At 66.5% G+C, this 24112-nt stretch carries 21 protein-coding genes and 1 other RNA gene; 7 read left to right on the top strand and 15 right to left on the bottom strand.

The genetic code is table 11. The features are described from left to right. From dnaX to ubiD, 3 genes are all read right to left on the bottom strand, one after another. The coding region (dnaX, locus tag HMPREF9710_RS27470) for a DNA polymerase III subunit gamma/tau (protein WP_005671280.1) at window positions 1–1184 on the bottom strand (1184 nt) is incomplete at its 3' end. 161 nt (window positions 1185–1345) lie between these two features. Continuing rightward, an RNA gene (ffs, locus tag HMPREF9710_RS27465) (signal recognition particle sRNA small type) lies at window positions 1346–1444 on the bottom strand. A gap of 70 nt (window positions 1445–1514) precedes the next feature. After that, on the bottom strand, window positions 1515–2999 hold the full coding sequence (ubiD, locus tag HMPREF9710_RS25455) for a 4-hydroxy-3-polyprenylbenzoate decarboxylase (protein ID WP_040778462.1): 1485 nt from the start codon (window positions 2997–2999) through the stop codon (window positions 1515–1517). 517 nt (window positions 3000–3516) lie between these two features. On the opposite strand from ubiD, the gene HMPREF9710_RS25450 reads away from it, so the two are divergent. Next, window positions 3517–4422: a transglycosylase SLT domain-containing protein gene (locus HMPREF9710_RS25450; RefSeq protein ID WP_005671276.1), complete on the top strand. Its 906-nt coding sequence runs from the start codon at window positions 3517–3519 to the stop codon at window positions 4420–4422. Between the two features lie 283 nt (window positions 4423–4705). Here the strand turns inward: HMPREF9710_RS25450 and nusB are convergent, their stop codons facing one another. From nusB to ribBA, 3 genes are read right to left on the bottom strand one after another with little or no spacing between them, the layout of a single operon-like run. Further along, on the bottom strand, window positions 4706–5176 hold the full coding sequence (gene nusB, locus HMPREF9710_RS25445) for a transcription antitermination factor NusB (protein ID WP_005671275.1): 471 nt from the start codon (window positions 5174–5176) through the stop codon (window positions 4706–4708). 19 nt (window positions 5177–5195) lie between these two features. Continuing rightward, entirely contained in the window at window positions 5196–5675 is a 480-nt protein-coding gene (gene ribH / locus HMPREF9710_RS25440) for a 6,7-dimethyl-8-ribityllumazine synthase (RefSeq protein WP_005671273.1), read from the bottom strand. Between the two features lie 32 nt (window positions 5676–5707). Beyond that, a complete protein-coding gene (ribBA, locus tag HMPREF9710_RS25435) occupies window positions 5708–6820 on the bottom strand; it encodes a bifunctional 3,4-dihydroxy-2-butanone-4-phosphate synthase/GTP cyclohydrolase II (RefSeq protein WP_005671272.1) in 1113 nt (370 codons plus the stop codon). Window positions 6821–7167: 347 nt separating this feature from the next. Here ribBA and HMPREF9710_RS25430 point away from each other — a divergent pair, with 347 nt between their 5' ends. The 6 genes from HMPREF9710_RS25430 (at window position 7168) to HMPREF9710_RS25405 (ending at window position 17186) form a co-directional block, all read left to right on the top strand. Next, on the top strand, window positions 7168–9834 hold the full coding sequence (locus tag HMPREF9710_RS25430; protein ID WP_005671271.1) for a two-component system response regulator: 2667 nt from the start codon (window positions 7168–7170) through the stop codon (window positions 9832–9834). A 93-nt stretch (window positions 9835–9927) separates the two neighbouring features. After that, window positions 9928–12855 carry a M16 family metallopeptidase gene (locus HMPREF9710_RS25425; RefSeq protein ID WP_005671270.1) on the top strand — a complete coding sequence of 976 codons (2928 nt, stop codon included), beginning with the start codon at window positions 9928–9930 and terminating at the stop codon, window positions 12853–12855. A gap of 98 nt (window positions 12856–12953) precedes the next feature. After that, the gene (locus HMPREF9710_RS25420; protein WP_005671269.1) at window positions 12954–15077 is read left to right on the top strand and encodes a TonB-dependent receptor; all 2124 of its coding nucleotides are present in this window, start codon (window positions 12954–12956) and stop codon (window positions 15075–15077) included. Beyond that, complete coding sequence (locus HMPREF9710_RS25415) at window positions 15061–15333, top strand: hypothetical protein (RefSeq protein ID WP_005671268.1); 273 nt, start codon at window positions 15061–15063, stop codon at window positions 15331–15333. Before HMPREF9710_RS25420 ends, HMPREF9710_RS25415 begins: the two co-directional genes overlap by 17 nt. Window positions 15334–15342: 9 nt before the next feature. Next, window positions 15343–16893 carry a PepSY-associated TM helix domain-containing protein gene (locus HMPREF9710_RS25410; RefSeq protein WP_005671267.1) on the top strand — a complete coding sequence of 517 codons (1551 nt, stop codon included), beginning with the start codon at window positions 15343–15345 and terminating at the stop codon, window positions 16891–16893. Then, window positions 16890–17186, top strand: a complete 297-nt coding sequence (locus HMPREF9710_RS25405; RefSeq protein WP_005671266.1) for a DUF3325 domain-containing protein — start codon at window positions 16890–16892, stop codon at window positions 17184–17186. The genes HMPREF9710_RS25410 and HMPREF9710_RS25405 overlap by 4 nt, the downstream gene beginning before the upstream one ends. A 4-nt stretch (window positions 17187–17190) precedes the next feature. Here HMPREF9710_RS25405 and HMPREF9710_RS25400 read toward each other — a convergent pair whose 3' ends face one another. The 9 genes from HMPREF9710_RS25400 to glyA all read right to left on the bottom strand — a co-directional run bounded on the left by HMPREF9710_RS25400 (window position 17191) and on the right by glyA (window position 24097). Further along, window positions 17191–17817, bottom strand: a complete 627-nt coding sequence (locus HMPREF9710_RS25400; protein ID WP_005671265.1) for a riboflavin synthase — start codon at window positions 17815–17817, stop codon at window positions 17191–17193. A 31-nt stretch (window positions 17818–17848) separates the two neighbouring features. Next, window positions 17849–18985, bottom strand: a complete 1137-nt coding sequence (ribD, locus tag HMPREF9710_RS25395) for a bifunctional diaminohydroxyphosphoribosylaminopyrimidine deaminase/5-amino-6-(5-phosphoribosylamino)uracil reductase RibD (protein WP_005671264.1) — start codon at window positions 18983–18985, stop codon at window positions 17849–17851. 9 nt (window positions 18986–18994) lie between these two features. Continuing rightward, the gene (locus tag HMPREF9710_RS25390; protein ID WP_005671263.1) at window positions 18995–19576 is read right to left on the bottom strand and encodes a GspH/FimT family pseudopilin; all 582 of its coding nucleotides are present in this window, start codon (window positions 19574–19576) and stop codon (window positions 18995–18997) included. An 8-nt stretch (window positions 19577–19584) separates the two neighbouring features. Next, window positions 19585–20037 carry a type IV pilin protein gene (locus HMPREF9710_RS25385; RefSeq protein WP_005671262.1) on the bottom strand — a complete coding sequence of 151 codons (453 nt, stop codon included), beginning with the start codon at window positions 20035–20037 and terminating at the stop codon, window positions 19585–19587. After that, window positions 20034–20714 carry a pilus assembly PilX family protein gene (locus tag HMPREF9710_RS25380; protein WP_051205230.1) on the bottom strand — a complete coding sequence of 227 codons (681 nt, stop codon included), beginning with the start codon at window positions 20712–20714 and terminating at the stop codon, window positions 20034–20036. The genes HMPREF9710_RS25385 and HMPREF9710_RS25380 overlap by 4 nt, the downstream gene beginning before the upstream one ends. Before the next feature lie 7 nt (window positions 20715–20721). Beyond that, window positions 20722–21660, bottom strand: coding sequence for a PilW family protein (locus tag HMPREF9710_RS25375; RefSeq protein ID WP_005671260.1), 939 nt, complete (start codon window positions 21658–21660; stop codon window positions 20722–20724). Beyond that, window positions 21657–22193 (bottom strand): type IV pilus modification protein PilV, encoded by a 537-nt coding sequence (gene pilV / locus HMPREF9710_RS25370; RefSeq protein WP_005671259.1) that lies wholly within the window; start codon window positions 22191–22193, stop codon window positions 21657–21659. Before pilV ends, HMPREF9710_RS25375 begins: the two co-directional genes overlap by 4 nt. Window positions 22194–22302: 109 nt before the next feature. Continuing rightward, on the bottom strand, window positions 22303–22770 hold the full coding sequence (gene nrdR, locus HMPREF9710_RS25365) for a transcriptional regulator NrdR (protein ID WP_005671257.1): 468 nt from the start codon (window positions 22768–22770) through the stop codon (window positions 22303–22305). Between the two features lie 79 nt (window positions 22771–22849). Continuing rightward, complete coding sequence (gene glyA, locus HMPREF9710_RS25360; RefSeq protein WP_005671256.1) at window positions 22850–24097, bottom strand: serine hydroxymethyltransferase; 1248 nt, start codon at window positions 24095–24097, stop codon at window positions 22850–22852. Window positions 24098–24112 lie beyond the last annotated feature (15 nt).

Here is a 24112-nt window from a genome sequence, read left to right as displayed (position 1 = left end):
GCCGCGGCCGCCGCGGCGGCGCGCGCTGGCGACGCGCCTAACGGAGCGGCGGCGGGCGGCGCGGCCGATGCTTCGGCTCCGCCCTGTCCGGGGCGAAAGGCCAGCATGCGCAGCAGGGTCATGGTGAAGCCCGCATATTCGTCCGGCGCCAGGCCGATCTCGTTGCGGCCATGCACGGCGATCTGGTAATACAGCTGCACTTCCTGCGGCTCGAAGACGCCGGCCAGGCGCATGATGTCGGCCAGCTCGGGCAAGTCTTGCGGCACGGCGCCGGGCACCGACTGCGCCAGCGCGATCCGGTGCAGCAAGGTGCCCAGGTCTTGCAGCGCGCCGTTGTACGACAGGCTGCGGCTGGCCATCTCGTCGGCCACCGCCATCAGGTCGGCGCCATCTTGCCCCGCCAGGGCGTCGAGCAGGCGCACCAGATAGGATTGGTCGAGCGCGCCGAGCATGCCCTGCACCGCATCGAGCGTGACCTGGCCGGCCGCATAGGCGATCGCCTGGTCGGTGAGCGACAGCGCGTCGCGCATCGAGCCGTGCGCGCCTTGCGCCAGCAGGCGCAGCGCGGGCTGCTCGAAGCTCACGCCCTCCTGGCCCAGGATGTTCTCGAGGTGGCCGACGATATGACCCGGCGGCATTTGCTTGAGATTGAACTGGAGGCAGCGCGACAGCACCGTCACGGGAATCTTTTGCGGATCGGTGGTCGCCAGGATGAACTTGACGTGCGGCGGCGGTTCCTCGAGCGTCTTGAGCATCGCGTTGAACGCGTGGTTGGTGAGCATGTGCACCTCGTCGATCATATAGACCTTGAAGCGCGCATTGCTCGGCGCGTAGACCGCCTGTTCCAGCAGCTGGGCCATCTCGTCCACGCCGCGGTTGGACGCCGCGTCCATCTCGATATAGTCGACGAAGCGGCCGGCGTCGATCGCGCGGCAAGCCTCGCATTGCCCGCACGGCTCGGCGGTGATGCCGCCCTGCCCGTCCGGCCCGGTGCAATTGAGCGACTTGGCCAGGATGCGCGACAGGGTGGTCTTGCCGACCCCGCGCGTGCCCGTGAACAGATAGGCGTGGTGCAGCCGCTCCGTGCGCAAGGCATGGGTCAGCGCACGGACGACGTGCTCCTGGCCAACCAGCGTTTCGAAGTTCTTGGGACGGTATTTGCGGGCGAGGACTTGATAGGACATGCCACGATTTTACCGCAGATGGCGGTCGTCGCGAACAATCCGCGGGCAGGCTCTTGTGTAACCGGAATGAAAAACGGCGGCAATGGGCGTGCGAACGCCAATGCGATGCGACAACAGAAAGGGAATAGCAGAAAGGGAATTGCTGCGGAAGAGAGAAGATAAGAGGCGAGCCTGATCTGCGGCACTTGCGGTGAACGGCTTTGGCTGCTTCGTTCCCGACCTGACCAGGTAAACCATGCCACAATGCGCAGGGGCCCGCCAGCACCCATTATACCTGACCGCGAACGATTGGGGAAATATGGCCGGCGCCGCGGCGCCGGCCTTCTCGTGTCAGAGCCCCAACTGCCCCCAGATTTCATCCACCTTCTGCTTGACCGCAGGCGCCATCACGATCGGTGTGCCCCACTCGCGATTGGTTTCACCCGGCCATTTATTAGTGGCATCGATACCCATCTTGCTGCCCAGGCCGCTGATCGGCGAAGCGAAGTCGAGGTAATCGATCGGCGTGTTATCGACCATGACCGTGTCGCGGGTCGGATCGACGCGGGTCGTGATGGCCCAGATCACCTCTTTCCAGTCGCGCACATTGACGTCCTCGTCGACCACGACGATGAACTTGGTATACATGAACTGGCGCAGGAAACTCCAGACGCCGAACATCACCCGCTTGGCGTGGCCCGCATACTGCTTCTTCATCTGCACCACCGCCATGCGGTAGCTGCAGCCTTCCGGCGGCAGGTAGAAGTCGGTGATCTCGGTGAACTGCTTCTGCAGCAGCGGGATGAAGACTTCGTTCAGCGCCACGCCCAGCACGGCCGGCTCATCCGGCGGCTTGCCGGTATAGGTCGAGTGATAGATCGGATCGCGCCGCATCGTGATGCGGTCGATGGTAAACACCGGGAAACTGTCCTGTTCATTATAGTAGCCGGTGTGGTCGCCATACGGCCCTTCGAGCGCGTGCTCGAAGCCGGACGGGTGGTTCTCATCCGGGTAGATATGCCCTTCGAGCACGATCTCGGCGGAGGCAGGCACCATCAATTCGCTGCCGATCGCCTTGGTCAGCGAGGTGCGACTGCCGCGCAGCAGGCCGGCGAACTGGTATTCGGACAGCGTGTCCGGCACCGGCGTCACGGCGCCCAGGATGGTGGCCGGGTCGGCGCCCAGCGCTACCGCGATCGGATACGGCTTGCCCGGATTGGCCAGCGCGTGCTCGCGGAAATCGAGCGCGCCGCCGCGGTGCGCCAGCCAGCGCATGATCACCTTGTTGGGCCCCAGCACCTGCTGGCGATAGATGCCCAGGTTCTGGCGTTTCTTGTTCGGGCCCTTGGTGATCACCAGACCCCAGGTGATCAGGGGCGCGACGTCGCCCGGCCAGCAGTGCTGGATCGGCAGGCGGCCGAGGTCGACGTCCTTGCCCTCCCACACGATTTCCTGGCAGGGAGCGCCTTTTACTTCTTTCGGCGCCATGTCCCATACGGCCTTGACGAGCGAACCCATGCCCATGATGTCCTTGAAACCCTTGGGCGGCTCGGGCTCTTTCAGGCGCGCCAGCACGTGGCCAATCTGGCGCAGCTCGCTCAGATCTTCCGCCCCCATGCCCAGCGCCACCCGCTTCGGGGTGCCGAACAGGTTGCCGAGGACGGGGATCGTGTGCCCGGTCGGTTGCCGGAACAGCAGCGCCGGACCTTCGGCGCGCAGGGTGCGATCGCAGATCTCGGTCATTTCGAGGTTGGGCGATACCGGAATGTCAATATGTTTGAGCTCGCCCATGCGGTCGAGCTGGGCCAAAAAATCTCGCAAGTCTGTATATTTCATCAAGTTTTGTGCATTTCTTCGATTGCAGAACGTAAGTGAGAGGGTGGTGCCAAGTGATTGATTCGTCAAGTCTTTCCATTTGGAAGGCCGCCTCATCAGAACCAAAAGTTATAAGAGCCGAACGTGCTAGGGTTGACTTGATATAAGCTCCGCCCCTACAATCCGTCCTACTTGATGAGACGGCCTTACTTTTTTTGCCACAATTTTAGCCGTTCTCATGCATTCACGGGGTCGGGGCCCCATATGACATTTTAAGGAGTGTTTTCTCTTGGGCGTCTGCCCAAACCCCCGAGACAGTTGTTGAGCCACTGGTCCCTGCCCTACGGGTTAGCAGCCAGCTGAAGCAAAGCAATGACGGCGTTAGTCGGCCGCGTCGCGGCGACAAACGATTTTCTGATGCACGGCAAAACACATTCTGCGTTTCGCTTAGAGCGACACGACGGGATCTCTTTTGCCGCGACAAGGGGAAAATTCGATGTTTCATCGTTTTATCACGAGCGCAAGGCTCGTGCAATCCATGGCCAGCCAGCCAATCACGTGGTCTTCCGTGAGCAAAACGGCAAGCGGACTATTGAAAACCGCACGCACTACCCTGACCGTATTCGGTCTGACCGCAGTCGCCATGCTGGCGCTGCTGTACACCAATGACAGTTTCGCCAAACGCGTCTCTGAGATGCTGCATCCGCAGCCAGTCGTCGTTGCCGTGGCCGCACCGGTTGCGCCAGTCGCGCCGACGCCCAAGGCGGTGGTCGAGGCAGTGGCCGTCGAAACGACGCACCTGCGCGATTCGCACACGATGCTGGGCAACAGCAAGCAGCAGCAATACGTCACCAACTGGCTGTCCAAGCGTTATCGCGTGGCCGGCGACGCCGCCAATATGCTGGTCTCGACCGCCTACCTGACGGCGCACGAGCTGAAACTCGATCCGCTCCTGATCCTGGCGGTGATGGCGATCGAATCGGGCCTGAACCCGTTCGCCGAAAGCCCGATGGGCGCCAAGGGCCTGATGCAGGTCATGGCCAAGGTCCACCACGACAAGTTCGAGGACGTGGGCGGTCCGCAGGCAGCACTGAACCCGGTGGCCAACATCCGTGTCGGCGCCCTGATCCTGAAGGATTACGTCAAGCGCACCGGCTCGATCGAAGGTGGCCTGAAGACCTATGTCGGCGCGGCCGACCTGGAAACCGATTCGGGCTATGGCAACAAGGTGCTGGCCGAGTACAAGCTGCTGAAGAAGGTCTCGAAAGGCCAGAACGTCCCGGTGCGCACCCCGCGCATCTCGCCGGCGCCGGTGACCATCGTCGCCGCCAAGCAGCCTGAATCGGATACGGCCAAGCCGGAAGCGAAGCCGATGCAGGAAACCACCACCGCCTCCACCACCGGCGCGCAGGTGCCGAACGTCGAGCCGCTGGCCGGCCTGTAAGATCACGAGGGAAGTCCTTGGATGCCACCGCTGCGGCGGTGGCTTTTTTGCGTCTGTTCTATATAGATGTTGTTTCGGCTGCTCGGACGAATTGGGTTCCCGCCTGCGCGGGAACGACGTGTAATCTCTCCGCCCGAACACCACCAACGCGGCTTTGCACACGTACCCAAGCACGTCATTCCCGCGCAGGCGGGAATCCAATTCGCTGGCGGACCACCTACCAACGAAAAAGCCACCGGCTCGCGCACGGTGGCTTTTTCTCGTCAAGCTGGAAGCGAAACGATCAACGACGCTCGTTCGCCGCCACTTCGTCCGGCCGCATGCGCGAGGCCAATTTATCCAGCACGCCATTGACGTACTTGTGCCCGTCGATGCCGCCGAACGACTTGGTCAGCTCGACCGCCTCGTTGATCACGACGCGGTAGGGAATCTCGGGATGGTTCTTCAGCTCGTAGGCGCCCAGCAGCAGCACCGCGTGCTCGATCGGCGACAGCTCGGTGATCGCGCGGTCGATCAGCGGAGCGATCGACTCGCGCAGCTCGACCGAGGTGCTGATCGCGCCATTGAGCAGCGCCGAGAAGAACTCGCTGTCGGCCTTGTCGAAGCCGTGGGCGCCGCGGATATTGGTCGAGACCACCCGCGCCGATTCATTGTTCAGCAGCCATTGGTACAGACCCTGGAGCGCGAACTCGCGCGCGCGGTGGCGCGGCGTGCGGTTCTTGCTCGGGTTGGCGTGCGTACTCTTGTCAGTCATTGTTTTCTTGCCTTTACTGTTATTCGTCCTCTGGCACCAGCTCGTCCAGCGCCATCAGGAGATTGGCCATCTCGACCGCGACGCGTGCGGCGTCGCCGCCCTTCTCGGCCATGCGGACCTCGGCCTGCTCGTCGGTCTCGGTGGTCAGGATCGCGTTGGCGATCGGGATGCCGTAGTCGAGGCCGATGCGGGTGATGCCGGCGCCCGATTCGTTCGACACCAGCTCGAAGTGGTAGGTTTCGCCGCGGATCACCGCGCCCAGGGCGATCAGCGCGTCGAACTGTTCGGTCACGGCCATGCGCTGCAGCGCCAGCGGCACTTCGAGCGCGCCCGGCACGGTCACGTGCAGGATGTCTTCGTCGGCCACGCCCAGGCGCTTGAGTTCGGCCAGGCAGGACGACAGCAGGCCGTGGCCGACGTCGGCGTTGAAACGGGCCTGCACGATACCGATACGCAGGTCTTCGCCCTGCAGATTGCTTTCAAAAGTTCCTACCGTCATGGCTGACCTCTTCTTGTTGATTGGTTGATTGTTCAGGCGTCAAGGCGCGGCACGTAGCCGGTGACTTCCAGGTCGAAACCGGTCATCGACGGCATCTTGCGCGGATTGGCCAGCAGCTGCATCTTGCCCACGCCCAGGGCGCGCAGGATCTGGGCGCCGATGCCGTAGGTGCGCAAGTCCATCGACGCGGCGCGGGCGCCGGCGCGGCTGGCCTTGCCGTCCTGCGGCGCCAGCTGGGCGAACAATTGATCTGCGCTTTCGCCGCAATTGAGCAGCACGATCACGCCGGCGTCGCTGGCCTTGATCGTCTTCATGGCCGAGGCCATGTCCCACGAGTGGGTGGTGGCGCGGTTCTCGAGCAGGTCGAGGATCGACACCGGCTGGTGCACGCGCACCAGCGCTTCTTTCTCGGGCGACAGTTCGCCGTGGACCAGGGCCAGGTGGGCCGAGCCGCTCGGGGCGTCACGGAAGGCGACCAGCTGGAATTCGCCGGCCTCGGTCGACAGCGTGCGCTCGGCCACGCGCTCGACCAGGCATTCGTTCTGGCTGCGGTAGTGGATCAGGTCGGCGATGGTGCCGATCTTGAGGTTGTGCTCCCTGGCGAACTCGATCAGGTCGGGCAGGCGCGCCATGGTGCCGTCTTCCTTGATGATCTCGCAGATCACCGAGGCCGGGGTCAGGCCCGCCATCTGCGTCAGGTCGCACCCCGCTTCGGTATGCCCGGCGCGCATCAGGACGCCGCCCTTCTGGGCGCGCAGCGGGAAGATGTGGCCCGGCTGCACCAGGTCGTCCGGCGTCGTGCCCTTGTTCACCGCCACCTGGATGGTGCGCGCGCGGTCGGCCGCCGAGATGCCGGTGGTGACGCCTTCGGCCGCTTCGATCGACACGGTGAAATTGGTGCCGAACGAGGTGCCGTTACGCGAGGTCATCATCGGCAGGGCCAGGCGGTCGCAGATTTCCTCGGACAGGGTCAGGCAGACCAGGCCGCGCGCGTGACGGATCATGAAGTTGATCGCCTCGGGCGTGACGAAGTCGGCTGCAAGCACGAGGTCGCCTTCGTTCTCGCGATCTTCCTCGTCGACCAGGATGACCATGCGGCCGGCGCGCAGTTCGGCAACGATGTCCTCGGTGCTGGAAATAGACATACGGGATTCCTTGAAACGGGGGTGTTATGCGTAATCCGCTATTTTAATGGATTTACAGGCTTTCAACCGCATTGTCGGCCCCTGCCTGTTCCCAAATCGCCAGCGCGACGCCCCGACCTCGCCGGCCGATGTTACTTTTAAGCAACATCTAGTGATTTTGCGGATTTAAATTGTTAAGCTCGATGTTTTCACGTGCAACATCGTACCGTGCCCACGCCCAACTGGATTATTATTAAGACATCTTTGCCGTACCCATCCAGAGGGTGCGTCCCATTTTTCGGAGTTGCCATGCCGGTAGTCCTCCCCGTCAGCCATCCTGGCGCCGCTCCATGCGGAGGGCGGCGCTGATGGCCACGATCCTGATCGTCGACGACCGGCCGAGCAACCGCAGCTATCTCGCGGCCCTCCTCGGGTACACCGAACACCGGATCCTCGAGGCCGAGGACGGCGCCCGCGCGCTCGCCATCACGCGCGCCGAGCGCCCCGACCTGATCATCACCGACATCCTGATGCCGACCATGGACGGCTACGAATTCGTCCAGCAGCTGCGCGCCGATCCCGCCTTGCGCGCGACCCGCGTCATCTTCTTCTCGGCCGTCTATTCGGAGCGCGAGACGATGGCCATGGCGGCGCGCTGCGGCGTGACCACGGTGTTGGGCAAGCCTTCCGAGCCGCAGCGCATCCTCGCGGCGGTGGCGGCCGAGCTGGGCGTGGCGCACGGCGCGCCGGCGCCGGCGCTGCCGTCAAAGCACGATCGCGACCTGCCGTTCGACCTGTGCGCGCGCCTGTCCGAGCTGGAACGCATGTGCATGATGCTGGTGGGCGAGCGCCGCGTCGAGGCCCTGGCCGATGCCTTCGTCGACGCCGCGCGGCGCGTGCTGGACGCCGATTGCGTCGCCCTGTGCCTGCTGGCCAGCACCGAACGCACCGTGCGCCACCTGGCCACCCATGGCGTCGAAGGCGGCTTGCTCGAGGCCTACGCGCTGAACGAGCAAGACCTGCCCGGCGTGCTGCTGCGCGCGCGCGCCCCGCTGCGGCTTGACGGCGACGACGCCCTGCTGACCACCCTGCCCCAGCACCACCCCGAAGTCGGCCACCTGCTCGGCCTGCAAGTGCACGACCTGCAGCATCCGCTCGGCTGGCTGTATTGCACCCGCCGGGTCGGCGCGGCGCCGTTCTCGGACGAAGAGGAGCGCTGGGCCACGGCCCTGGCGGCCCAGCTGGCGGTGGCCTACGAAAACCTGAACCTGTACGAGGTCGTGCAGCGCCACGCCGCCCAGCTGCAACTCGAGGCGCTGGCGCGCGCCGACGCCGACGCCGCGCTGCGCGACAGCGAGCACCGGCTGGAACTGGCGCGCCAGGTGTTCGACAGCACGCAAGAGGCGATCCTGATGACCGACGCCGACGCCAACATCGTCGCCGCCAACCCGGCCTTCGAAGAGATCACCGGCTACCGCGAGGCCGAGGTGATGGGCCAGAACCCCAGGCTCATGAAATCGGGACGCCACGACGACGCCTTCTACGCCGGCATGTGGAACTGCCTGGAGCACGACGGCCAATGGCGCGGCGAGATCTGGAACCGGCGCAAGAACGGCGAGATCTACCCCGCCAGCATGAGCATCAGCGCGGTCCATGACGAGCAGGGCCGGCGCACCGCCTACGTCTCGGTGTCGACCGACCTGTCGGCGCTGAAGGCCGCCCATCACCAGCTCGATTTCCTGTCGAACCACGATGCGCTCACCCTGCTGCCGAACCGCTCGCTGTTCAACGACCGCATGCAGCAGGCGCTGGCCGCCGCGCGCCAGGATGCCAGCCAGGTGGCGCTGCTGCTGTTCAACGTCGACCGCCTGTCGCGCATCAACGACAGCCTGGGCCACGCGGCCGGCGACGCCGTGCTGCGCGAGGTGGCGCGCCGCGCCGGAGAAGTGGCCGGCCCGACCGAGACCGTGGCGCGCCTGTCGGGCGACGAATTCGTGCTGCTGCTGACGGGCTTCGACGACACCGACGACGTGATCTATTGCGCCCGGCGCCTGATGGAAGCCGTGTCCCAGCCGCTGCTGGTCGGCGAACACGACGTGGTGGTCACCGGCAGCATCGGGATCAGCGTCTATCCGCGCGACGGCGACGTCCCGGGCGACCTGCTCAAGGCGGCCGACGCCGCGCTGGCCCACGTGAAGGAGTCGGGCCGCAACGGCTTCCGGTTCTTCAAGGGCGAGATGAACGCCGAGGCGCTGCGCTGGCTGGCGCTGGAGACGCGCCTGCGGCGCGCGATCGAGCGCGACGAATTGTCGCTGCACTATCAGCCGCAGGTCTCGCGCCTGGATGGCCGCGTGGTCGGCATGGAAGCGCTGCTGCGCTGGCGCAGCGAAGAGATCGGGCCGGTGTCGCCGGCCGACTTCATTCCGCTGGCCGAAGACACCGGCCTGATCCACCCGATCGGCGAATGGGTGATCCGCCAGGCCTGTTTCCAGAACAAGGCCTGGCAAAACGCCGGCCTGGCGCCGGTGCGGGTGGCGGTCAACGTCTCGGCCAGCCAGTTCAAGGCCGGCAGCGTGGCCCAGGTGGTGCGCACCGCCCTGCACGACAGCGGTCTCGAAGCGCAATGGCTCGAGGTCGAGCTGACCGAAAGCGTGATGCTGGGCGACAGCGCGGCGGCCGAGGCCCAGATGGCCGAGCTGCGCGCGCTGGGGGTCTCGCTGTCGCTGGACGACTTCGGGACCGGCTACTCGTCGCTCGGCTACCTGTCGCGCTTCCCGCTCGACAAACTCAAGATCGACCAGACGTTCGTGCGCAACATCGCCACCGAACAGCGCAGCGCCGCCATCGCCCAGGCCACGATCGCCCTGGCCCAGGGCCTGTCGCTGGCGGTGGTGGCCGAAGGCGTGGAAACGGTCGGCCAGCGCGATTTCCTCGGCTCCCTCGGCTGTGACGTCCTGCAGGGCTACCTGTACGGGCGGCCGGTGCCGGCCTTCGAGATGGCCGAGCTGCTGGCCAAAGGACGGGTCGTGCTGTGAACCGGCGACGATGTTTAGGGCAGTCTTAAGCCCATCCGTGCCTGCCTGTGCGCCATGTAGAATGCAATAAACAAGTCACCCAGGAACCATTGAATGAGCAACAACTTCGTACGCGGCCTGCCGTCGATGGCGCTGGCCGCGGTCCTGGGCCTGTCCCCGCTGGCGCATGGCGCGCCGCAGGCAGGCCAGGCGCCGGCGCCGCAGGCAGCGCAGGCGCCTGCGCTGCAGATGGAATCGCCCATCCCGGTCGGCCCGCAAGTCAAGGTCGGAAAGCTGGACAATGGCCTCACCTACTACATCCAGCGCAATGCGCGCCCTGAACGCAAGCTCGAACTGCGCCTGGTGGTCAAGGCCGGTTCCATCCTCGAGGATGAAGACCAGCGCGGCCTGGCCCACTTCGTCGAGCACATGGCCTTCAACGGCACCACCAATTTCCGCAAGCACGAGCTGGTGTCCTATCTGCAGTCGATCGGCGTGGGCTTCGGCGCCGACCTGAACGCGTACACCTCGTTCGACGAAACCGTCTATATCCTCCCGATCCCGACCGACAAGCCGGAACACGTGAGCAAGGCTTTCCAGGTGCTGGAAGACTGGGCCCATGGCGTGCGCTTCGATGCCGACGCCATCGAAAAGGAGCGCGGCATCGTGCTCGAAGAGCTGCGCCTCGGCAAAGGCGCCTCGGACCGCATGGGCAAGCAGATCTATCCGCGCCTGTTCAACGGCTCGAAATATGCCGAACGGCTGCCGATCGGGCGCGAAGACGTATTAAGAAATTTTAAACCCGATGCCTTGACCCGCTTCTACCGCGACTGGTACCGCCCCGACCTGATGGCGGTGGTGGTGGTCGGCGACGTCGACCCGGCGCGCGCCGAGAAGCTCGTCAAACAGCATTTCGCGCACCTGAAGAACCCGGCCAATCCGCGGCCACGCGACTACGCCGCGATTCCGGCGCGCGCCGACACCGAGGCGCTGGTCGTCACCGACCCGGAAGCCAATGGCAACGCGGTGCTGATCCGCTACCCGGTGCAGCCGGTGCGCGAGCTGGGCACCATCGGCGCCTACCGCGACGAACTGGTGCAATCGCTGTTCGGCACCATGCTCAACCAGCGCCTGGCCGAACTGGCGCAGCTGCCCGACGCGCCCTACCTGGGCGCGAGCAGCTCGCTCGGCAAGCTGACGCCGCGCTATCACTCCTATAATTCGTCGGCCGCCATCGGCCCGCGCGGCGCCCTGCCGGCCATCACCGCCCTGGTCCAGGAAAACGAGCGCGCGCGCCAGCACGGCTTCGGCGAGCAGGAGCTGGAGCGCGCCAAGAAGAACCTGATGCGCACCTACGAGCAGGCATGGAACGAGCGCGCCAAGAGCGACTCAGCGACCTACGCCGCCGAATACATCCGCAACTTCCTGCAGGACGAGGCGATCCCCGGCATCGACACCGAGTGGCGCTACGTGCAGCAGCTGGTGCCCGGCATTTCGCTCGCCGAGATGAACGACTACGCGCGGCGCACCATTCCGGCGGATTCCGGCAAGCTGGTGCTGTACACGGGCGTGAGCAAAGGGGACAATCAACCCGACGCGCCGACCGGTGCGCAGCTGCTGGCCGCCGTCAGCGAGGCCGCGCGCACGCCGGTTGAACGGCACGACGAGAAACTGCTGGCGACGCGCCTGATGGAGCGCCCGGCGCAGCCTGGAAAGATCACCGCCGAGGAACACGACAAGGCGCTGGGCCTGACCCGCCTGACCCTGTCCAACGGCGTGAAAGTCATCCTCAAGCCGACCGACTTCCGCAACGACCAGGTGATGCTGAGCGCCGCCCGTCCCGGCGGCCAGAGCCTGTTCCCCGACGGCGACATCCTCAATGCGCGCTTCTCGAACGCGATCGTGGCCAGCATGGGCGTGAAGGACTTTACGCCGCTCGACATGCGCAAGATCCTGGCCGGCAAGGCGGCCGGCGTGACCGTGGGGCTGGGGAGTTACACCGACGTGATCGCGGGCGCTTCGGGCGCCACCGACATCGAGACCATGCTGCAGCTCTTGTGGCTGAAGTTCGCCGGCGTGCGCCGCGACGAAGGCCTGTTCCACGCCTATATCGACAAGCAGGCCGAGATCGCGCGCAACCAGAGCGGCCTGCCGGGACGCTACTTCAACGACGCGCTGGTCGCGGCCCTGTACAACAATCACCCGCGCGCGCCGCGCACGCTCGATGCCGAGGAATACGCCAAGATCGACCTGGATCGCAGCATCGACATCTTCCGCCAGCGCTTCTCGAGCGCCAAGGACCTGACCTTCATCCTGGTCGGCAGCTTCGACGAGCGCCAGATCCGGCCGCTGCTGGCGACCTATCTCGGCACCCTGCCGACGCCGGACATCCCGGTCGCCTACCGCGACGTGGGCCTGCGCCCGGCCACCGGCATCGTGAAACGCGAGGTGCGCAGCGGCTCCGAGCCGAAGAGCAGCATCGCACTCAACTTCACCGGCCAGGCCGAATTCTCCGAAGCCGAGCAGCTGCGCCTGTCGGCGCTGATCGAAGTGACCAATCTGCGCATCATCGAGGTGCTGCGCGAAAAGATGGCGATGATCTACGGCGGCGGCGCCAGCGGCACCTTGAGCAAGATCCCTTACGGGAACTACTCGGTCGGCATCAGCCTGCCGACCGGACCGGAAAACGTGGACAAGGTGATCGCCGCGACCTTCGCCGAGATCGCGCGCCTGCAGCAGGACGGTCCGGACGCGGCGGAGCTGGACAAGGTCAAGACCGGCTGGATCCAGAATCACCGCCGCTCGCTGCGCGAGAACGGCTACTGGGTGGCGAACCTGCAGTCGGCGTTGACCGAGGGCACCGATCCGGCCTCGATCCTCTCCGTGGAAAAACAGGTGCAGGCCTTGACCGCGAACGACATAAAGATGGCCGCGCGGCGCTATTTCGACACCAGGAACTATGTGCAGGTGGTGCTCAATCCGGAGACGCAGGCGGCGGCCAAGGTAGCCAAGGCAGGAACAACGCGCGCTGCGGGAAGCTGACGACGCGCCATCCCATCCACCGATTGCCAGTGGCGATTGACATCGGCCTCTGATCTACTTGATAATAATTCTCATTATCAAGTAGATCGGAGCCGTTCGTGCAGTTCTCGCAGACCTTCCCTTTCCCGCGTCATCCACTCGCAGCGTTCATTCCACTCGCCTTGCTGGCGTTCGCCGCCCAGGCCCAGCCGGCCGATGGCGACGGCGCCGTGGTCGTCATCGCCGCCTCCCGCTCCAACGTCGAAGTCGACAAGGCGCCGCAGACGGTGGTCCTGATCCGCAAGGAAGACATCGCGCGCCAGCTGACCATCTCCACCAACACGTCCGACGTCCTCAGCAACCTGCTGCCCTCGTACACGCCCAGCCGCGGCAAGATGAACGGCTCGGGCGAGACGCTGCGCGGGCGCACCCCACTGATCCTGGTCGACGGCGTGCCGCAATCGAATCCGGTGCGAGCTACCGGACGCGAGGCCCACACCATCGACTATGCGATGGTCGACCGCATCGAGATCGTCCAGGGCCCGAACGCCATCAACGGCCTCGGCGCGACCGGCGGCACCATCAACATCATCACGCGCCGCCCTGCTCCGGGCAGCTTCAACCAGCACGTCGACGTGCAGGTGACGACGCCAACGTCTGACGTGAACGGCGACCTGCTCGGCTACAAGACCACCTACCGGCTCGACGGCCGAGGGGACAAGCTCGAATACCTGTTCTCGGTCGGCTACGAGGACCAGGGGCTGTACCTGGACGGCGCCGGCCGTTCGATCGGCGTCGACGTGACCCAGGGCGACCTGATGGATTCGCGCAGCTACGACGTGCTGGCCAAGATCGGCTACCGGCCGGACGAACACCAGCGCCTGCAGTTCTCGGTCAACCGCTACCGGATCAAGTCGAAGGCCAGCTACCTCGGCGTGCCGGGCGACCGCGCGCGCAGCATTCCATCCACTTCGATCGAAGGCACGCCGCCGGGCACGCCGGCCTGGAACGACGTCTGGACCACCAGCGCCAGCTACACCCACACCAGCCTGGCCGGCATGGAACTGTCGGCGATGGCCTACAGCCAGGAATTCGTCGGCCTGTTCGGCGCCGACAACTCGGCCACCTTCCAGGACGTGACGATCGCGCCGCGCGGCACCCTGTACGACCAGTCGCGTTCGGTCGCCTCGAAGTACGGTAGCAAGGTCGGCCTGACGAGAGAGGGACTGCTGGACGGACGCCTGAAGCTCACCTTCGGCTTCGACACCCTGGTCGACGAGGGCAAGCAGGACATGTACGGCACCAAGCGCACCTTCGTTCCTGAGTCAAAGTACCGCAACCTGTCGCTGTTCACCCAGGGCGAATTCAAGCTGCTCGATAACCTGACGCTGCACGCCGGCGCGCGGCGCGAGAACGCCGACCTCGAAGTGGACAGCTACCGCACGCTGGCCGCCTACAACAACACCTTCGTCGAAGGCGGCAAGATCAAGTTCAACGAAACGCTGCTCAATGCGGGCCTGGTGCTGGAGCCGCTCAAGGACGTCACCCTGTATGCCAATTACTCGGAAGGCTTCGGCCTGCCGGACATCGGTCGCACGCTCCGCTCGATCAACACGCCGGGCCAGAGCATCGGCAGCCTGCGCAACCTGGAGCCGATCCTGACCGACGGCGTGGAAGCCGGCACCCGCGTGCGCAAGGGCGACTGGGAATTCGACGCCAGTTATTATCGTTCCGATTCCGACTTCGGCGCCCGCGTCGTCTCGGTCGGCGGCGTGTTCATGATGGCGCGCGAAAAGACGCGGCTGGAAGGCGTCGAGGCCAAGATCGCGCACCGCTTCAACGCCATCCACCGCGCCAGCCTGTCGTATGCGCGCACCAAGGGCCGCTACGACAGCGATAACGACGGCAGCCTGGACGCGAAGCTCGATGGCCTGAACGTGGCGCCGGACCGCGTGCTGGCCAGCTGGAGCGCGAACTGGACCGACCGCCTGTCGTCGCTGGTGCAGGCCCAGCATGCGTTCTCGCAGGACTTCGACGAGCCGGCGAAGCGCTTCTCGGGATACACGCTGGTCGATGCGGCCCTGAGCTACAAGCTCGCCAAGGGCGACCTGCGCTTCGGCGTCGCCAACCTGCTCGACAAGGACTACATCACGTATTACTCGCAGAGCGCGCTGGTCGAGCCGTCGCGCTACTTCGCCGGCCGTGGACGCACCGTGACCGTCGGTTATGCGCTCGGCTTCTGAACGCGGACTCAGGATCGCCGGCGCGGTGGCGGGTGGCTACCTGCTCACCGCCCTGACGGTGATCGCGGCCGGCGCCGTGCTGGCGCGCTTCGGGATGGCGCGCTCGGAAGCCGTCGCGCTGTCGTCGATGCTGGGTTTCGTGTTCTATCTCGCGCTGCTGGTGTGGGCCTTCACCGTGCGCAGCATCGCGCGGCAACTGGCCGTTCTGGCGGCGGGTGCGGTCATGATGGCCGCCGTGATCCACCTGGCGGGCTAGGAAGCCAATATGAAAGACACCTTCCGCAAATCGATGGCGTGGCTGCATACCTGGGCCGGCGTCGTTCTGGGCAGCGTGCTGTTCGCCGTGTTCTGGATGGGCACCCTGAGCGTGTTCGACCGCGAGATCGACCGCTGGATGATGCCGGCCACGCGGCTCGCGCCCGCAACCGCGCCCATATCGCTCGACGCCGTCGCGCGCGCCGTGCTGCCGGAGGTTCCCGCCGGCGCCAGCCAGTGGCGGGTCGACCTGCCGACCCAGCGCACCCCGGTGCTGCGCTTCACCTACAAGGCGGCGGATGAGGAACCGGCGCCGCGCCAGCTGGACCCGCAGCGGCTCGCCTTCCTCCCTGAGCAAGGCACGCTGGGCGGCAGTGGCTTCTTTTTCCCCTTCCACTACGGCCTGCACCTGCAGTGGCTGGAGATCGGCAAGTGGATCGTCGGCGTGGCGGCGATGGGCATGCTGCTGTTGCTGGTATCGGGGGTGATCATCCATCGCAAGATCTTCAGCCAGTTCTTCACCTTCCGGCCGCGCAAATCCCTGCAGCGCAGCAGCCTCGATCTGCACAACCTGGTCGGCGTGCTGGGCCTGCCCTTCCACTTCATCATCACACTGTCCGGCATGGTCATCTTCATGATGATTTATTTTCCCCAGGCGTACACCGGCGCCTATGGCGAAGGCAAGGCGGCCAAGGCCGCGTTCTTTGCCGATGCCTACGGCAAGTACAGCCGGCCCAGGGCCAACGCGCCCGGCCCCCTGGCCTCGCTCGATACGATGGCCGACGTCGCGCGGCGCGAATGGGGCGGCGCGCAGCCAGAATCTCAGCCATATTTCGTGCGGGTCTGGCACCCGGGCGACGCCAACAGCTACGTCGAGCTGCGCCGCTCCTACGCGCGCGAGGTCACGATGAACGTGGACCAGATGTTCTTCGACGCGGCCAGCGGCGAGGTGCTGCACCGCTTCCAGGCGGCGCCCGTGATGTCGGCCCAGCGCTTCATCTCGGGCATCCACTTCATCCAGTTCGAGCACTGGACCTTGCGCTGGCTGTACTTCCTGGCCGGGCTGGCCGGCTGCGTGCTGATCGCCACCGGCTTCTTGTTCTGGCTCGAGGCGCGCCGCGCGCGCCATGCCGCGAAGGGGCTGGCCGGGGTGCGCGCGGTGGAAGGTTTGACGGTCGGCAGCGTGACCGGGATCGTCATCGCGACGCTCGCCTTCCTGGCGGCGAATCGCCTGCTGCCGGATGGGCAGCAGCGCGCCGCGCTGGAGGTCTGGACGTTTTATCTCGCCTGGCTGGCCAGCTTCGCCCACGCCTGGTGGCGCGGCAAGGCGGCGTGGCGCGAACAGGCCTGGACTGCCTGCCTGCTCGCCGTCGCCTGCGTGCTGCTCAACGCGGCGACGACAGGCGACCATGTCGCCAGGGCGCTCGCGGACGGGAAATGGTCAGTGGCCGGCGTGGACCTGATGTTGCTGGCGCTGGCACTGCTGGCGGCATGGAGCGCGCGCCGGCTGGCCGGCAAGCCGGCCCAGGCCCGCGTGCCGGGGGCGGAGGCGCGGTCATGAGCATGGCCTTCAACGCGACGCTGCTGCTGTCCGCCTGCCTGGCGAGCTACGCCGGTTTCGCCTGCCTGGCGCTGGCGATGCAGGAACACTGGGAACGGATGGGATGGCGGCGCGACGGCTCTGCGGCGCCGCGCTGGCTGCGCCGCGCCGGCCCGTGCCTGCTGCTGCTGGCCTACGGCCTGTGCGTCTGGCGTGACGGTGCCAGCTTCGGCAGCCTGTTGTGGATCGTGCTGATCTCGGCGGCGTCGATCGCCGTCGCCTTCACCATCACCTGGCGCACTGCAGGCCGCTAGTGCGTCAGCGCGCGGCCGACAGCATGCGCTCGACGTAGCGCGCGATCAGGTCGATCTCGAGATTGACCTGCGAACCGGCCTTCAGGTGCTTGAGGGTGGTGACCTCGATCGTGTGCGGGATCAGATTGATCGAGAAGCGGCAGACCTTGTTGCCGTCGGCTTCCAGGTCTTCGACCCGGTTGACGGTCAGCGACACGCCGTTGACCACGACCGAGCCCTTGTACGCCAAAAACTTGCCCAGCTCGTGGGGCGCATCGACGATCAGCTCGAACGACTCGCCGACCGGCGCGAAGCTGTGCACCACGCCCAGGCCATCGACGTGGCCCGAGACCAGGTGGCCGCCCAGGCGCTCGGCCAGGGTCAACGCCTTTTCGAGATTGACTTCGCCAGTTGCTTCCAGGCCCACGGTCTTGTTCAGGCTCTCGCGCGAGACGTCGACGGTGAAGGCCCGGTCGGTCTTCTCGACCACGGTCATGCAGGCGCCGTTGATGGCGATCGAGTCGCCCAGGGCGACGTCGGCCAGCGGCAGCGGGCCGGCGTCGACGACCAGGCGCACGCCCGCGTCCAGGCCGCCCGCCAGGGGCGAGACGGAAGTGATGTTGCCGACGGCGGCGACGATTCCAGTAAACATGTGATTCCTTCGTGTTGGTTCTAGTTCAGTGTCAGGCGGCCGGTTCGACGAATCGGGCCAGGATGCGCAGGTCGTCGCCCACGCGCGCCACGTCGTGGAAGCGCATCTGGCGACGGTCCGCCAGGCGCTCGAGCGCGGGCAGGTCGAACATGCCCTGCCCCGGCCCGATCAGGCTCGGCGCCAGGTAGGCCAGCAGCTCGTCGACGCAGCCTTCGCGCACCATCGAGGCGTTCAGCTTGGAACCGGCCTCGACGTGCACTTCGTTGATCTCGCGCCGGCCCAGCTCGCGCATCAGGGCCGGCAGGTCGACCTTGCCGCGCGCATTCGGCAGCGTCAAGACCTCATGGCCGGCCGCCGCCAGGGCGGCGGCTTTTTCCGTGTTCCCGGCGGCGGCCACGATCCAGCATGGCTCGCCCTGCAGGATGCGGGCGTTCAGGTCGATCTCGAGGCGACTGTCGACGATCACGCGGCGCGGCTGCAACGGCGTGTCGACGCCGCGTACGGTCAGCTGGGGATTGTCGGCCTTGACGGTGCCGATGCCGGTGACGATCGCGCTGGCGCGTGCGCGCCAGGCATGGCCGTCGGCGCGCGCCTGCTCGCCCGTGATCCACTGGCTTTCGCCGCCGGCCAGGGCGGTGGCGCCATCCAGGCTCGCCGCGACCTTCAGGCGCACCCACGGCAGGCCGCGCACCATGCGCGAGAAGAAGCCGACATTCAGTTCTTGCGCCGCCTCGGCCAGCACGCCGGCCTTGACCTCGATGCCGGCCGCTTCGAGCTGGGCCAGGCCGCGCCCCGCCACCAGCGGATTCGGGTCGACCATGGCCGCCACCACCCGCTTGAACCCGGCCTGCACCAGGGCGTTCGAGCAGGGCGGCGTGCGGCCGTGGTGGCTGCATGGTTCCAGCGTCACGTAGGCAGTGGCGCCGTGCACGTCGTTGCCGCGCGCCGCGGCGTCGCGCAGCGCCTGGATCTCGGCGTGCGCCTGGCCGGCCGGCTGGGTGTGGCCGGCGCCGATCACGACGCCGTCCTTGACGATCACGCAGCCGATGCGCGGATTCGGCGCGGTGATGTACATGCCGCGCGCCGCCCAGTCCAGGGCCAGGGCCATGCCGTCGGTATCGTTCAGGATCAGTTCGCTGTAGCTTGTCGCCATATCCTTGGTCGCCATCTTTTTCCTTCAGGGCGGCGCCGCGGCGCCGTCGCACCCGTCTTCGCGGGCGGGGTTGCACAGACGCGCACGCCCGAGCATATTGATTTTAATACGGCGCACCCCGCCGCCATGGAACAGCGACAGCGTGCCGAGGCGCGATGCGGCGCTGTTCGTGTCGCTGCAGCTGCGTCCCGCGCCATTGTAGGCGATGTATTGCGGCGGCGCAGGGCTGGTGAAGGAATAGCTGACCTGCATGCCGTCCGGCAGAGGCGAGCGCACGGCCAGGATCTCGTCGCCCTCGCCCGGCCGGCGGTCGTCGTCGCGGTCGACGTAGACGGTCCAGCCGCGCGACCAGTCGCGGCCAGCGGCGTCGTTGGGCGTGAGCTTGACCCGCTCGTTGCGCGCGATCGCCTGCGAACGGGTGAGCTGGATCGCCCCATGCAGGTCGCCCGACGCAGCGCGCAACTGCTGGCTGCGCACCAGGTCGTGCAGACTGGGGGCCGCCACCGCCGCCGTCACCGCGACCATGCCCAGCACCACCACCAGCTCGGCCAGGGACAGGCCGGCGCAGTAGCGCTGCCGCATCGCCCGCATCATGGCGAGCCTCATGGCCGGCCTCATGGCCAACAGCGCGCCGACGGCCCGCTGGCCGTTTGCCGGCCGCTGCTGTCGAGCGTCAGGACGCCGCAATCGGGGTCGGCGAATCCGGCGTCGACATTGGCGGTGCCGGGCCGGGCGCGCAGCTCGATGCAGTGGGCGATCTCCTGGCCGGGGCAAGCGTAGCCGTCCAGCTCATGGGCGCTGGCGGCTGCGCTGTTGCCGGTCCAGGTCGGGAACCGGCCGGTGTCGGCGTCTTCGGCGTCGAGCGAGAACGCCAGGTAGGCATGATGCAGCGCGCGGTATTGCTCCTGGCGCTGCATGATGTCCAGCAGCGCCAGCTGGGCCTCGAGGCGGCGCGCCTTCACCATCTGCTGCGTGTACGAGGGATAGACTAGCGCGGCGAGGATGGCGAGGATGGCCAGCACGGCCATCAGTTCGACCAAGGTGAATCCCTTGCTGCCGTTCGTCATCGTCTGTCCTTTCCAGTCGGGTGGCCAGCCGCGCTGGCGGCCGGCAGCGCGAACGCCTCGCTCCAGTTGCCCAGCTCACGCCAGCCCACGCGCCGCCCGCGCGCACCGTCGGGCGGCTTGCGGTAATAGGCCTGCAGCGCGGCATGGGTGCCGGGCATGCTGCCGGCGCCGCGCGCCGTGATGCGATACAGCTGGCCGTCGGGCGTCGCCGGCATCAGCTCGATCAGGTAGCGTGGCGCCGCGAGCGCCAGCGCGCCCTCGCCGTCCGGCATGCGCAGCCCCGTCATGCTGCCGAACAGGATCGCCGGGCCTTCGTCTTCGGCCAGCAGTTCGGCTAGCTGGTCGGGATTGGCCGTGTAGGCGCACAAGCCGTTATAGGGTCGCCCGCCACCGCAGCCGGCGACGAAGGCGTCCGCGCTGCCGCCGGCGATGGCGTTGGCGCGCGCCGAACCGGGTTCGGCGCCGCCTTCGATGTCGCGCTCGGCATCGAGCAGCGCGGCGTCGGCCATCTGCAGCGCCAGCAGGCGGTCGCGTTCGTGCGCGGCGGCGCGCGCGCCCTGCAAGGCGCCGCGGGTGGACGCGATGCCGGTCATGAGCACCGCCAGCATCAGTACCAGGGCGGTCAGGAGCGCGACGCCGCCTTCTCGCCGGGGTGGCGCTGAGTGGAGGATGCGCATATGACGTTCAATCCGGCGCCACCGGCAACGCGATGGTCGCGCCATAGACCTTGCGCATGCGCGGCTCGCCTGCGTCGTCGAGCGCCGCTCCCGCCAGCCGGGTGCCCTGGTCGCCAGCGGAAAATGCGGCGCCATGGTCTGGCCCGAACAAGTCGTAGACGATGCCGGCATCCGCGCCCGGATCGAGGCGCGCGCCGTGCAGCAGCAGCGCGACCCGGACCAGCGCCACCCGCTTCCAGTGCGTGCGCTTGCGCAAGTCGGCCGCGCGTTCGTCGGGCGTGGCCCCGACCGGCGCCAGCGCCGCATCGAGCGCGCCCAGCTCGGTCGCATTGACGTAGCGCTCCGGCACGCGGTCGCCGTCGGCATCGAGGCCGTACAGCACCTGGAAGCCGTCGACCCGGCCCGCCACCGCATCGGATGACCAGCTGCTGGCGCCCCGGTACTTGCAACGCAATTCGGCATCGCCCTGGGCATTGCGCGCGAGGTAAAAGATGCTCCAGCCCTCTTCGTCGCGGTGCACGGGAAAGCCCGCGCAATCGAGGGTGGCGCCGTCGCCATTGGGCGGCGCGCCGCTGCCGGGAAAGCGCAGGGCCAGCACGTCACTGCCATTGGCTTCGTCCGGCAAGGTCGCATCGATGCCGACGCCGGTGCGCTCCAGTGAACTGGCATCCAGGCCGGCCAGCCGTGCCGGCGCCGCCGGATCGGCGTCCGGATGCGCCGCCCAGTCGACGTGCGCCGCGAGGCGGATGGCGCGCGCCAGCGCATCCACGGCGTAGCGGCCGCTGTCGTCCATCTCGGACGCTTCCATGACGGCGGCATGCGACCGCACGCTGGTGATCAGCAGCGAGCCGCTGGCCAGCAGCACCGCCAGGCCGAGCGCCATCGCCACCATCAGCTCGGCGATGGTCAAGCCGGCCTGGCGCCGGCGCGGGTCGACGAACGTCATCGCGCCACCAGCAGCACGTAGCCCGGCCCGTCCTGCGTGCCATGCCAGCCGATCTTGATCGCCACCGGCGCAGTTGCTTCCCCGCTGCACGCCCAGCGGTAGCGGCCGTGCTCGTCATCCCATGGCGCGTCGTCGCGGCAGACCGCAATGCGGCCCGATGGAAAGCCGCGGTGCAGCGCCAGGCGCGTCTCGCGCAGGTCGAAGGCGGCCAGCGCCAGCGGATCGCAGGCGCCCGCGCCGAAGCACGGGGCGCCGCCCGCCGGCGGGCCGGCGCCGAGCGCCTTGTAATCGAGCGGAACATAGGGATTGGCGCCGTCCGGCAGGCTCGCCACCTGGGCGTTGGCCTGCATGCGCGCGGCCAGTGACGTGGCCAGCAGCGCCGCTTCGGAGGTCAGTGCGGCCTGCTGGCGCGTGCGCTGCGCGGCCAGCTGCGCCGCGCTGGCGCCGACCACACCGACCGCGAGCACGAACAAGGCCACCAGGACTTCGATCATGGTGAAACCGCCCGGGCTACCGGGGAGACGCACCTGCATGACATCCTCCGCTAACGATGTGTGAGCAGAGACGTTATCAGGCAGGGTTCAAGCGCCCATGCGTCGACGCAAGCATGCGTCCGGCAATAAACGGAACTTGGAAACGACGTCAGTTGTCGAGCTTGCGCTGATGCCCGACTTCGGCCAGCGCCGCCTGGAAGGAATCCAGGTCCTCGAAATTCTTGTAGACGGAAGCGAAGCGGATATAGGCGATCTTGTCGAGCCGCTTGAGTTCTTCCATCACGAGTTCGCCGACGTACACGCTCTCGACTTCGCGCCGGCCGCTGGTGAGCAGCTTTTCCTCGATCGACGCGACGGCGCGGTCGATCGCCTCGGCCGCCACCGGACGCTTGCGCAATGCCAGCATCAGGCTGCCGCGCAGCTTGTTTGACGCGAACTCGGTGCGGCTGCCGTTCTTCTTGACGATGATCGGCATCGACAGCTCGATGCGCTCATAGGTGGTGAAGCGCTTGTCGCACTTGCCGCAGCGGCGCCGGCGCCGGATGGCGTCCCCTTCCTCGGATACGCGGGTATCGAGGACTTGTGTTTCTTCATGCTGGCAAAAGGGACATTTCATGGCGCCGGGGCTGCAGGTACTACATGGATACTGAGCGGGCCGGCGAACCGGCCCGTACATCGCGATGGTCAGCGAGGGCTTATCGGGCGTACACCGGGTACTTGTCGGTCAGCTTCTTGACTTCGCCCTTCACGCGCTCGATGGTCGCGGCGTCGTGCGGGTTGTCCAGCACGTCGGCGATCAGGTTGCCCACGGTGACCGCGTCTTCTTCCTTGAAGCCGCGGGTGGTGAAGGCCGGGCTGCCCAGGCGGATGCCCGAGGTGACGAACGGCTTCTGCGGGTCGTTCGGGATGCCGTTCTTGTTGCAGGTCATGTGAGCCTGGCCCAGGATGGCTTCCGCTTCCTTGCCGGTGAGGCCCTTGGCGCGCAGGTCGACCAGCATCACGTGCGATTCGGTACGGCCCGACACGATGCGCAGGCCGCGTGCAATAAGCGTCTCAGCAAGTGCTTTCGCGTTCTTGACGACCTGTTTCTGGTATTCCTTGAACTCCGGCGACAGCGCTTCCTTGAACGCGACGGCCTTGCCGGCGATCACGTGCATCAGCGGACCGCCCTGGATGCCCGGGAAGATCGCCGAGTTGATGGCCTTCTCGTGCTCGGCCTTCATCAGGATGATGCCGCCGCGCGGACCGCGCAGCGATTTGTGGGTGGTCGAGGTGACGAAGTCGGCGTGCGGCACCGGGTTCGGGTATTCACCGGCGGCAATCAGGCCGGCGTAGTGCGCCATGTCGACCATGAAGTAGGCGCCGACGTCCTTGGCCACCTTGGCGATGCGCTCGAAATCGATGCGCAGGGCGAATGCCGACGCGCCGGCGATGATCATCTTCGGCTTGTGCTCGTGCGCCTGCTTCTCGAGCGCGTCGTAGTCGATGTCTTCTTCAGGGGTCAGGCCGTACGAGACGACGTTGAACCATTTGCCCGACATGTTCAGCGCCATGCCATGGGTCAGGTGGCCGCCTTCGGCCAGCGACATGCCCATGATGGTGTCGCCCGGCTTGAGCATGGCGAAGAACACGCCCTGGTTGGCCTGCGAACCCGAATTCGGCTGGACGTTGGCGGCTTCGGCGCCGAACAGTTCCTTCAGGCGGTCGATCGCCAGCTGCTCGGCGACGTCGACATATTCGCAGCCGCCATAGTAGCGCTTGCCCGGATAGCCTTCGGCATACTTGTTGGTCAGCTGCGAGCCCTGCGCTTCCATCACGGCCGGCGAGGTGTAGTTCTCGGAGGCGATCAGCTCGATGTGGTCTTGCTGGCGAGCGTTTTCTTTTTGAATTGCATCCCACAGTTCCGGGTCGATATTGGCGAGCGTATGGTCTTTGGCAAACATGTAAAACTCCAATCG

Source organism: Massilia timonae CCUG 45783, from assembly GCF_000315425.1.
Taxonomy (GTDB): Bacteria; Pseudomonadota; Gammaproteobacteria; order Burkholderiales; family Burkholderiaceae_D; genus Telluria; species Telluria timonae.
Note: the sequence above shows the minus strand (reverse complement) of the source record. Positions and strands in the feature narration are given on the sequence as shown.

Coding starts and splice junctions, on each gene's coding strand:
- ubiD (WP_040778462.1), bottom strand. CDS start 2,999: ATGAAATATACAGACTTGCGAGATTTTTTGGCCCAGCTCGACCGCATG.
- HMPREF9710_RS25450 (WP_005671276.1), top strand. CDS start 3,517: ATGGCCAGCCAGCCAATCACGTGGTCTTCCGTGAGCAAAACGGCAAGC.
- nusB (WP_005671275.1), bottom strand. CDS start 5,176: ATGACTGACAAGAGTACGCACGCCAACCCGAGCAAGAACCGCACGCCG.
- ribH (WP_005671273.1), bottom strand. CDS start 5,675: ATGACGGTAGGAACTTTTGAAAGCAATCTGCAGGGCGAAGACCTGCGT.
- ribBA (WP_005671272.1), bottom strand. CDS start 6,820: ATGTCTATTTCCAGCACCGAGGACATCGTTGCCGAACTGCGCGCCGGC.
- HMPREF9710_RS25430 (WP_005671271.1), top strand. CDS start 7,168: ATGGCCACGATCCTGATCGTCGACGACCGGCCGAGCAACCGCAGCTAT.
- HMPREF9710_RS25425 (WP_005671270.1), top strand. CDS start 9,928: ATGAGCAACAACTTCGTACGCGGCCTGCCGTCGATGGCGCTGGCCGCG.
- HMPREF9710_RS25415 (WP_005671268.1), top strand. CDS start 15,061: ATGCGCTCGGCTTCTGAACGCGGACTCAGGATCGCCGGCGCGGTGGCG.
- HMPREF9710_RS25410 (WP_005671267.1), top strand. CDS start 15,343: ATGAAAGACACCTTCCGCAAATCGATGGCGTGGCTGCATACCTGGGCC.
- HMPREF9710_RS25405 (WP_005671266.1), top strand. CDS start 16,890: ATGAGCATGGCCTTCAACGCGACGCTGCTGCTGTCCGCCTGCCTGGCG.
- HMPREF9710_RS25400 (WP_005671265.1), bottom strand. CDS start 17,817: ATGTTTACTGGAATCGTCGCCGCCGTCGGCAACATCACTTCCGTCTCG.
- ribD (WP_005671264.1), bottom strand. CDS start 18,985: ATGGCGACCAAGGATATGGCGACAAGCTACAGCGAACTGATCCTGAAC.
- HMPREF9710_RS25390 (WP_005671263.1), bottom strand. CDS start 19,576: ATGAGGCTCGCCATGATGCGGGCGATGCGGCAGCGCTACTGCGCCGGC.
- HMPREF9710_RS25385 (WP_005671262.1), bottom strand. CDS start 20,037: ATGACGAACGGCAGCAAGGGATTCACCTTGGTCGAACTGATGGCCGTG.
- HMPREF9710_RS25380 (WP_051205230.1), bottom strand. CDS start 20,714: ATGCGCATCCTCCACTCAGCGCCACCCCGGCGAGAAGGCGGCGTCGCG.
- HMPREF9710_RS25375 (WP_005671260.1), bottom strand. CDS start 21,660: ATGACGTTCGTCGACCCGCGCCGGCGCCAGGCCGGCTTGACCATCGCC.
- pilV (WP_005671259.1), bottom strand. CDS start 22,193: ATGCAGGTGCGTCTCCCCGGTAGCCCGGGCGGTTTCACCATGATCGAA.
- nrdR (WP_005671257.1), bottom strand. CDS start 22,770: ATGAAATGTCCCTTTTGCCAGCATGAAGAAACACAAGTCCTCGATACC.
- glyA (WP_005671256.1), bottom strand. CDS start 24,097: ATGTTTGCCAAAGACCATACGCTCGCCAATATCGACCCGGAACTGTGG.